Below are 8,829 nucleotides of genomic sequence, written 5' to 3'. Positions count from 1 at the left end.
GTGGATGGGTTAGGCAAAAATAGTTGTAAGCCTCGGAGTCTAGCTCCGCTCACCAATTAATTTGCAGGACATAGGTTTAAACCGATGATCAGCCGCTCCTTTCCGTGAGGTGAAGGGCGGCGGAACGCCCTTCGAGAAGGGGGTCTGGGGCCAGCGAAATGGCCCCAGCAGCAAATGTGGCTTTTGCCCAACCACCTCCGTCAGCAACACAATCTACGTCCTATCAGGTAGCCCCCATTTCAAACATCCCGAAAGCATCTATGTCAGACGAGCTAACGCTGGAGAAACTGGCCGCCGAACTGCGGCGATCGCTCGGCATTCTCCACAAGCAAGATATCCAAACGGCAGCGGATCGCCTCGGTGCTCACGCCCGGTCGGCCAACCAAGAACCGATTCTGCTGGGAGATGACTGCGCCGCCATCCCCGACGGCGATGGCTACCTGCTGCTGGCCGCCGAAGGCATCTGGCCCACCCTAGTCGAGACAGACCCCTGGTTTGCCGGTTGGTGCGCCGTAATGGTCAACGTCAGCGATATCTACGCCATGGGGGGCCGCCCGATCGCGGTGGTAGATACTGTGTGGAGCCAGTCTCCCGAAGCGGTGAAACCCCTGTGGCAGGGCATGGTCGCCGGATCCCAGGCGTTTAGCGTGCCGATTGTCGGGGGGCACACCAGCTGCCATAGCCCCTACACGGCTCTGTCGGTGGCCATTCTGGGCCGCGCCAATCGACTGATCACCAGCTTTAGCGCCCAGCCGGGAGATGTGCTGCTGCACGTTACCGACATGCAGGGGGAAATGCATCCGCAGTACCCGTTTTGGAATGCGGCCACGGAGGCCGACTGCGATCGCCTACAAGCAAACCTGGCCCTACTGCCCGCCCTGGCTGAATCCGGCCTCTGCGACACCGGTAAAGACATTAGCATGGGCGGCATTGTCGGCACGGCGCTGATGCTGCTAGAGACCTCGGGGTGTGGGGCGGTGCTGGATTTGGGGGCGATCGCGCCTCCCCCCGCCGTAGACCTGCTGCCCTGGCTACTCAGCTTCCCCAGCTATGGCTACCTGCTCAGCGTGCGGCCCAAGGCCGTGGCCCAAATTCAACCCCAGTTTCACAATCAAGGACTGGTGTGTCAGCCCGTCGGCACCATTACCGCTGGTCAGACCCTCACCCTTAAGCTGGGCAATGCCTTCCTCTGTTTTTGGGACTTCGCCACTGAAACCCTAACCGGGTTTGGGGGCGGCAACCAGTCAAGGCAAACCAATGACGCGCAATCTGCATAAGCTAGAAAGAGAGTATCGCTGGTTCCTTCTATAGCGAGGCGTTGTCCATGACCATTGCCGCCAAACTCCTGACCCTCAATGAGTTTTTAGAACTCCCTGAGACCAAGCCCGGCTCAGAATTTATCAACGGCAAAATCATTCAAAAGCCCATGCCCCAAGGCGAGCACAGCCGATTGCAAGGTAAACTCAGCACCGCCATTAATGCGGTGACTGAGCCATCTCAAACAGCTTATGCGTTTCCAGAGTTACGCTGCTCATTTGGAGGAGCCTCGATCATTCCAGACATCGCAGTTGTCCGCTGGCAGAGGATTCCTCGCCAGCCGTCTGGGCGCATCTTAAATCGCTTTCCTATCCACCCCGATTGGTCGATTGAAATCCTCTCGCCCGAGCAAAGTCAATCTCGAGTACTCAGCAATCTGCTTCACTGTGCTCAGCATGGTACTGAGCTAGGCTGGCTTATCGATCCAGATGAAGAAACAGTGCTAATTATCTGGCCCGATCAACGGGTGCAATTTCTCGAAGGCGATGCGCTATTGCCTGTGATTGAAGGTGTTGAGCTATCGCTCACGGTAGCTCAGCTCTTCGGCTGGTTAATCCTCTGATGGCCTCTCCACTCAAGATTGCGCTGCTGACCTACTCCACCAAGCTGCGGGGCAGCGTTGTCCATACCCTAGAGCTAGCAACGGCTCTGACCGAGCTAGGCCACCAAGTTTGCGTCTACGCCCTCGATAAAGATGGCCAGGGGTTCGAGCGCAAGATTCCGGCAAACGTTCAGTTAGTCCCCGCTCAGCCACCTTGCGGCGGGCTGGATCCTGATCAGGCGATCGATGCCCTGATTCGCCAGCGCATTCAAGAATTTGTCGATTACTTTCTGGCCCATCCAAAAATCTACGACATTTACCACGCCCAGGATTGCATTGGGGCCAACGCGCTGGTGCAGCTGCGGCAAAAGGGCCGGGTATCCAACGTAGTGCGTACCGTCCATCACATTGAGGACTATGCCAGCATTTACCTGCAGCAGTGTCAGGATAAGTCGATTCGGGATCCTGATTTGTGTCTGTGTGTGAGCGATCGCTGGCACCAGGCCCTCCGCGACGACTACGGCATTGCGGCCCCTAGAGTCCTCAATGGCGTAGATCTACGACGGTTTTCCCCCGCTCCCTCAGGCCAGGAGAACGCAATCAAAGCTCGTTACGGCTTAATCGGATCGCCTATCTACCTCACCGTCGGGGGCATAGAGCCGCGCAAAAATTCTATCCGGCTGTTAGAGGCATTTGCCCAGGTGCTGACCCATTATCCCCAGGCGCAGCTGGTAATTGCAGGCGGAGCGACCCTGTTTGACTACGAACCCTACCGGCAAGAGTTTTTTGCGCTGGCTACCGCCCTAGAGCAGCAGCAGGGGCCAATCATGGGTCAATCGGTCATATTACCGGGAGTGATTCCCGACGAGGATCTGCCTGCTCTCTACCGCACTGCCGATGTGTTTTGCTTTCCATCCACCAAGGAGGGCTGGGGGCTAGTGGTACTGGAAGCGATCGCATCGGGCCTGCCCGTCATCACCGCCAATCAGCCGCCCTTTACCGAATTCCTCACCCCTGAACAGGCGCTGCTGGTAGATCCTGAGGGGGTGGATGCGATCGCGCAGGCCATGCTAGACAGCCTCAAATCCGCGATCGCCCAAACGCTAGTGCAACGAAGTCGCCCCATCTTGACTCAGTACGCCTGGCCTCGGTCTGCCGCACTGCATATCCAGCACTATCGGCATTTGCTCAGCGCTTCGGTCTAGCTAATAAGGGCGTCTACGGGGCATTAGGATTGGGTGAAATCTATAGGAATGGGCGGCAAAAACGGTCATAAAGGCTAGGATACTGCCTGTGCATGAGGGCCTACCGCTTAAACCGACATTACTTTGATCTAAAGAATCTAAGGAAACTGTCGGGATCTAATTTGCCCTAGCCCTTCTGCGCTGACCTGGTACAGGTTAGACGGCCAATCTGCTTAGGAATAGCCCATGGCTAAATCATCAGACAGCAGCGTTATTTTATCTAAAGGGAGCGAATCTCAGGGCTTAGGTACGTTTGGCGGCGTGTTTACCCCGTCTATTTTGACCATCCTGGGGGTGATCATGTACCTGCGCTTTGGCTGGGTCGTGGGCCACGTGGGGCTGTGGCAAACGCTGCTAATCGTGACAATTTCTACCTCGATTACGCTGCTGACGGGGCTATCGATTTCAGCCATTGCCACCGATCAGGTGGTGCGAGCGGGCGGAGCTTACTACATGATCAGCCGCTCTTTGGGCATTGAGACCGGCGGAGCGGTGGGCATTCCGCTATATCTGGCCCAGGCGTTTTCGGTAGCGCTATATACCATTGGTTTTGCCGAAAGCCTGGTGCAGGTTTTCCCAGGGTGGTCCCAAACTCTGGTAGCGCTCATCACCACAATTTTGGTCGCTGTCCTGGCGCTGAAATCGGCGGATATTGCGATCAAGGCCCAGTACTTCATCATGGCGGCCATTGCGCTGTCTTTGGTGTCGCTGATGCTGGGCCATAGCGTTGAGCCAACAACGCTACCGGTCACGGAAGTGCCGGGTTCGGTCGGCTTTTGGGCGGTGCTAGCGGTATTTTTCCCGGCGGTTACCGGCATTATGGCCGGGGTCAACATGTCGGGTGATTTGAAAGATCCCCAGCGATCAATTCCCTACGGTACCCTGGCCGCCATCGGCGTTGGCTACGTCATCTATATGGTGATTCCCATTTTCTTAAACCAGTGGGCCGACCCTTCAACGCTGCTGGCCGAGCCACTGGTGATGCGCCGCATTGCCCGGTGGGGAGACATCATTTTGCTGGGCGTCTGGGGAGCCACGCTATCGAGCGCGATCGGCAGTATTTTGGGCGCTCCTCGGGTGCTGCAAGCTCTGGCCCGCGACGGCATTTTACCCAGCTGGCTAAAGTGGTTAGGCCGGGGCCATGGTCCGATGGATGAACCCCGGATGGGAACCTTATTTACCCTGGGCATTGCCCTGGCTGCCGTCAGCATTGGCGATCTCAACCTGATTGCGCCAGTGCTAACGATGTTTTTCTTGACGACCTACCTGGTGCTCAATGTGTCGGCGGGGCTGGAGACGTTTTTGCAGAGCCCATCTTTTCGGCCCACGTTTAAGGTGCACTGGAGCCTCTCGCTGCTAGGGGCTGTGGGCTGTCTGGTGGTGATGTTTTTGATCAATGCGGTAGCAACGGTGATGGCTGCCTTGATTGTGCTGGGCATTTTTGTCTGGCTGCAGCGCCGCGAAATGCAGGGAGCCTGGGGCGATGTGCGCAATGGGCTCTGGATGACCCTGGTGCGGACCAGCCTGTTTCAAATGCAAACCACCCCCGATGCCAAGAACTGGCGACCCCATCTGCTGGTGTTTTCGGGGGCACCGACTAAGCGGCCGCATCTGACTAACCTGGCCGTCGATTTGACCCACAACCGGGGGTTAATCACGCTGTCAAGTGTGCTGCCCTCTGGGGCTCGCAGCGCTAGCCAGCAAGACGCCTTAGAGTCGACTATCGAAGACTATCTCGATAAGCAGGGCATCGAGGCCTTTGTGCGGCTGGTTACAGCCCCAGACCCCTTTAGCGGCATGGAAAAACTGGTGGATGCCTACGGTATTGGTCCTCTGGTTCCCAATACCGTGCTGCTGGGCGATACCGAAGCCGAACATACGCGCGATCGCTTCTGTCAGATGATCGCCACCTGTCACCAGGCGCGACGCAACGTGCTAATTTTTCGCAGCCAGCCGGAAGACTATCCAGATTTCAACCCTTTGCCCACTAACCATCGCATTGATGTCTGGTGGGGCGGGCTTCAAACCAACGGCGGCTTGATGCTAATTCTGGCTTACCTACTGCGGACTAGCGGGCGCTGGCGCAATGCCGATATCTACTTGAACTTAGTTGTAGCCAACGACCAGGCTAAGGCTGCCGCCGAGCAAAACCTGGAGAGCCTGGTTAAAAGCCTGCGCATTGGTGCTATTCCTCGGGTAATTGTGGCCCGCGATCGCCCCTTCGACGACATTCTCACAACTACGTCCAAAACCGCTGACCTGGTGTTTTTAGGCCTGGCCAATCCAGAGGATAACTTTACCGAGTACTACCTGGATCTGCAAAAACGAACGACACCCTTACCGGCAACAATCTTCGTGCTGGCCTCTGAAGAGCTAGAGTTCGCCGAGGTGCTACAGCGCGACGGGTAGACTCGCCATAAACCAGTTCGATTAAAACCGTCTTAAAGCCTCTGATTCGCTGGGGTCGCTGGTGCCCATCCGCTAAAATCCTCACTAGTATTGGGGTAGGGGTTATTTCACTGCCATCAGCACCATGGTTAATGCCGTTTCTGTCTCTGCTCCGGTCGATCAGCCATTCTCTGGGGTAGACGAGGCCCCATCCCTCAACGAGATCCAGCTCAGCCTACCTGTAGAAGAGCCATCTCCTGCTCCGCCGCCAATTCCACCAGCGACGCTTGCTCTAGCCGCCCAGGATGTGCGTATGGTGCTGCGTGAGCAGAGCGAGCAAAGCCAGCTTTTAACGACCAAGCTCAACATTTTGTTTGTGGCCAATGGCGCTTTGCTGACCAGCCTTAGTATTTCGCGGCTGCTGGTCAGCGGCAGTGTATTTAGCCTGGCGGAAATTTTTGGGTTTTTGGTCAGCTTTTCACTGCTGATGGGAGCCTTTTTGCCTCGCCAGGTGGCCGTTACTCCCAACCTGGAAGACCGTAAGTTTTTAGAAACTTACCTGGCTCTGCCGGAGCAAGACTATCAGCTGCAAATGCTGGTCAACCTGTCTGAAACCTACAATGCCAATAAGCAGCGCCTCGAAGATACATCCCAAAGCCTTAAATATGCGGCTTACACCATCTGGGGCACAACTGCTATCATGCTGGTACATATTCTGGTAATTTACGTGGCGACTGGGGCGTCCTCAGGGATATTCTAGCAACCTTCAAAAGCCCTATTCACAAAGGGTTTAACGCATTCAGCGGGAACCAGTATGAGCGATGGACAGCAAGAAACGACTCTAGAGCAGCGAGTAGCCCTGCCCGAACCCGATGTGAGCAACATTACTGTACTCACCGAAAGCCTGCCCAACGAGCCCGTGCTGCCCTGGCATCATTTTGACTCTCCCTGGCTAGAGCGCGACGATCAAGCGGGTTCTGATGAAAGTGAGTCCGAAGCCCCCGAAGCCAGTGCCAATGCTGAACCTGCCGAGCAGCTAACCCTGGCGCTGGAGGTTCTAGTGGCTCCTTCAAACGATCTACCAGCAGATGCACCCGCAGAATCTGCTGCCTAAATCATGTCTTCTCTCTGCGCCCGTTCCCTACGCTATTGCGACTGATCTTTACAATCGAATATCGGGGCCAATCAGGTCAGAGAGCTTTTCCACATCGTAGAGCAGCATGGCAATGCGCTCTAGCCCCAGCCCCCAGGCAACGGTAGATTTGTCGCCGCAGCCCAGGGGTTCCAGCATTTCCTGGCGAAACAGGCCGGAATTGCCGACTTCGATGTAGCGATCGCTGGGCGGATGGTAGGCAAACACCTCTAGCGACGGCTCGGTGTAGGGGTTGTAGGTGGGCTTAAACTTGAGATTTTTAAAGCCCAGGCGCTCGTAAAAGTAGGTGAGGTAGCCCATCAAGGTGCGCACGCTGAGCAGTTCGCCAACGACCACGCCTTCAATTTGGTGAAACTCGGCCAGGTGGGTGCGATCGACGGTTTCATTGCGAAACACGCGATCGATGGAGAAATACTTGCCGTCTTGGCCCTGGAGCTGGTGCAGGCGGCGGGCGGTGGAGGTGGTGGTGTGGGCGCGCAGAATGGCGCGGCTGGCTTCAGTCTCGGTCCACTGGCCACCGTAGTTGGCCTCGTGCACCTGCTTGACGCGATCGACGAGGCTCTGATCCTCAGGTAGGGGCAGGGTCTGGGGATTGGCCAGATAAAAAGTGTCCTGCACCTCGCGGGCGGGGTGGTCTTGAGGCGTGAATAGGGCGTCGAAATTCCAAAAGGCCGATTCCACCAGGTAGCCCGACATTTCGTCAAAACCCATGTTTAGAAAAATATCGCGAATGCGCTGAATGCACTGGGTCAGAATGGTCGGCCGTCCGTAGGCCACATCGGGCACTTCGGCGTGAATATCGTAGGGTTTGAGATCAACCTGTCGCCACTGACCCGAGAGAATCAGCTCGCTGCTGAGTGCCGTGACGCGATCGCCCAGCTCCAGGGTTTGCAGGGCGGGCAGCACCGTCAGGCTGTAGTCAGACTCGACTCGGCTGGTAATGTAGCCCTGCTGCTGTAGCCATTCCAGGGAAGAAGCTGCCCTATCCGCCAATTCCTGATCAGTCGCGATGCTCCGCTCTCGAACCGCAGCAAAGACCACCTGCCGCTGCTGGTAGGCCCCCAGCACCGACGATTTCAACACTTTGACTACCCCTTCGCCATCGCCGTCGACCAGATCGACCGCCTGCTCGCGCCGCAGCGCTCCGTAGTTGAGGCTAAAGGCGGTGCCCAATTCGGCTTGCAGGGTGGCGCGATCGCTGTTTCCCTGTAGCAATCGTTCGGCCAAATCAAACCCCGGCAAAACGCCGTCTAGCTCTTCTCCCTTAGCGGTCAACACCCACCGCTGCTGATTGTGCTCGTGCCACTGCACGTAGCCGTTGAGCGCCCCACTCAGCAGAAATCCATTGATAAAGTTGATATCAAAACCGGCCTGGGCACAGAGCGATCGCAGACTATCTACGGTTGACTGCCGCTGCAAGAGTTCCACAAACTGCCGCTGTTTGCCACTGAGCTGAAGCAAATCGCGCATACTCAAGCCCCAAAAAGCCCCAAAAAACATTAGAAAATCTCTATCAGCCTACCAATCTTCAACCGTTCCCAACGGCCAGGATTGATGAAAAGATAGACACCAGTGTCCAGATTCGAGAGTCCCCGCTATGTCCGATGAACCCACGCTGCCCTCTGGCCCTGGTTTTGGCCTCACATTTTTGTACTACTTTTCTGGCACGGCCCTGGTGACTGCTCTGCTGGCCACCAAAACCCTCGGCATTGGCCTAGATACCGGCCTGCCCAATCTGTACGGCACTGCGTTTGGGGCCGTGGGTGGCCTAATGGGGGCATTGATTAACCGCAGCACCACGCTGGAGCTACCCATCAGCAGCCGCAAAACCTTCAGGCGTGAACTCGATGCTGCCCTAGCTGAAATGGGCTATACCGAAGATGGCAACGCCGAGTCAGACGACATTTTGGTCTACCGTCGTCCCTTTCTGCGGCAGCTACTCTCAGGCCGTGTCTACGTGCTAATCGGCGAAAAACAGGCCCAAATTAGCAGTCGCGCTATCCACATGGGCGGTATTAGGAAGCGGCTGGAGGATAGTGGGATTCGTTGAGGGTAGATGGGTGGATGGGTGGTAGAAGCGATCGCGGCTTCTTGAAGGGTAGGGTGAATAGGTAGATTAACCAATTGCTCACTCAGCAAGATTTTGAACCTCATCCAAATTTCCCACGCACCCCATATCCTACCCA

8 protein-coding genes are annotated in these 8,829 nt (G+C 56.4%); 7 read left to right on the top strand and 1 reads right to left on the bottom strand.

Features of this window, described 5'->3' with window-relative positions; genetic code table 11:
- The first annotated feature begins 260 nt into the window (after nt 1-260).
- The 6 genes from IQ273_RS26165 to IQ273_RS26140 all read left to right on the top strand — a co-directional run bounded on the left by IQ273_RS26165 (nt 261) and on the right by IQ273_RS26140 (nt 6,604).
- On the top strand, nt 261-1,277 hold the full coding sequence (locus IQ273_RS26165; RefSeq protein WP_194026074.1) for a sll0787 family AIR synthase-like protein: 1,017 nt from the start codon (nt 261-263) through the stop codon (nt 1,275-1,277).
- A gap of 47 nt (nt 1,278-1,324) precedes the next feature.
- Nucleotides 1,325-1,879: a Uma2 family endonuclease gene (locus IQ273_RS26160; RefSeq protein ID WP_194026073.1), complete on the top strand. Its 555-nt coding sequence runs from the start codon at nt 1,325-1,327 to the stop codon at nt 1,877-1,879.
- Nucleotides 1,879-3,063 (top strand): MSMEG_0565 family glycosyltransferase, encoded by a 1,185-nt coding sequence (locus tag IQ273_RS26155; RefSeq protein WP_194026072.1) that lies wholly within the window; start codon nt 1,879-1,881, stop codon nt 3,061-3,063. Before IQ273_RS26160 ends, IQ273_RS26155 begins: the two co-directional genes overlap by 1 nt.
- 225 nt (nt 3,064-3,288) lie before the next feature.
- Nucleotides 3,289-5,511: an amino acid permease gene (locus tag IQ273_RS26150; RefSeq protein ID WP_194026071.1), complete on the top strand. Its 2,223-nt coding sequence runs from the start codon at nt 3,289-3,291 to the stop codon at nt 5,509-5,511.
- 124 nt (nt 5,512-5,635) lie between these two features.
- Nucleotides 5,636-6,250 (top strand): hypothetical protein, encoded by a 615-nt coding sequence (locus IQ273_RS26145; protein ID WP_194026070.1) that lies wholly within the window; start codon nt 5,636-5,638, stop codon nt 6,248-6,250.
- 54 nt (nt 6,251-6,304) lie between these two features.
- Nucleotides 6,305-6,604, top strand: coding sequence for a hypothetical protein (locus IQ273_RS26140; RefSeq protein ID WP_194026069.1), 300 nt, complete (start codon nt 6,305-6,307; stop codon nt 6,602-6,604).
- Between the two features lie 48 nt (nt 6,605-6,652).
- Here the strand turns inward: IQ273_RS26140 and IQ273_RS26135 are convergent, their stop codons facing one another.
- Nucleotides 6,653-8,113, bottom strand: coding sequence for a phenylalanine--tRNA ligase subunit alpha (locus IQ273_RS26135; protein WP_194026068.1), 1,461 nt, complete (start codon nt 8,111-8,113; stop codon nt 6,653-6,655).
- A gap of 127 nt (nt 8,114-8,240) precedes the next feature.
- Here IQ273_RS26135 and IQ273_RS26130 point away from each other — a divergent pair, with 127 nt between their 5' ends.
- Nucleotides 8,241-8,693 (top strand): hypothetical protein, encoded by a 453-nt coding sequence (locus IQ273_RS26130; protein ID WP_194026067.1) that lies wholly within the window; start codon nt 8,241-8,243, stop codon nt 8,691-8,693.
- Nucleotides 8,694-8,829 lie beyond the last annotated feature (136 nt).

This window comes from Nodosilinea sp. LEGE 07298, assembly GCF_015207265.1.
GTDB lineage: Bacteria > Cyanobacteriota > Cyanobacteriia > Phormidesmidales > Phormidesmidaceae > Nodosilinea.
Note: the sequence above shows the minus strand (reverse complement) of the source record. Positions and strands in the feature narration are given on the sequence as shown.

Coding starts and splice junctions, on each gene's coding strand:
- IQ273_RS26165 (WP_194026074.1), top strand. CDS start 261: ATGTCAGACGAGCTAACGCTGGAGAAACTGGCCGCCGAACTGCGGCGA.
- IQ273_RS26160 (WP_194026073.1), top strand. CDS start 1,325: ATGACCATTGCCGCCAAACTCCTGACCCTCAATGAGTTTTTAGAACTC.
- IQ273_RS26155 (WP_194026072.1), top strand. CDS start 1,879: ATGGCCTCTCCACTCAAGATTGCGCTGCTGACCTACTCCACCAAGCTG.
- IQ273_RS26150 (WP_194026071.1), top strand. CDS start 3,289: ATGGCTAAATCATCAGACAGCAGCGTTATTTTATCTAAAGGGAGCGAA.
- IQ273_RS26145 (WP_194026070.1), top strand. CDS start 5,636: ATGGTTAATGCCGTTTCTGTCTCTGCTCCGGTCGATCAGCCATTCTCT.
- IQ273_RS26140 (WP_194026069.1), top strand. CDS start 6,305: ATGAGCGATGGACAGCAAGAAACGACTCTAGAGCAGCGAGTAGCCCTG.
- IQ273_RS26135 (WP_194026068.1), bottom strand. CDS start 8,113: ATGCGCGATTTGCTTCAGCTCAGTGGCAAACAGCGGCAGTTTGTGGAA.
- IQ273_RS26130 (WP_194026067.1), top strand. CDS start 8,241: ATGTCCGATGAACCCACGCTGCCCTCTGGCCCTGGTTTTGGCCTCACA.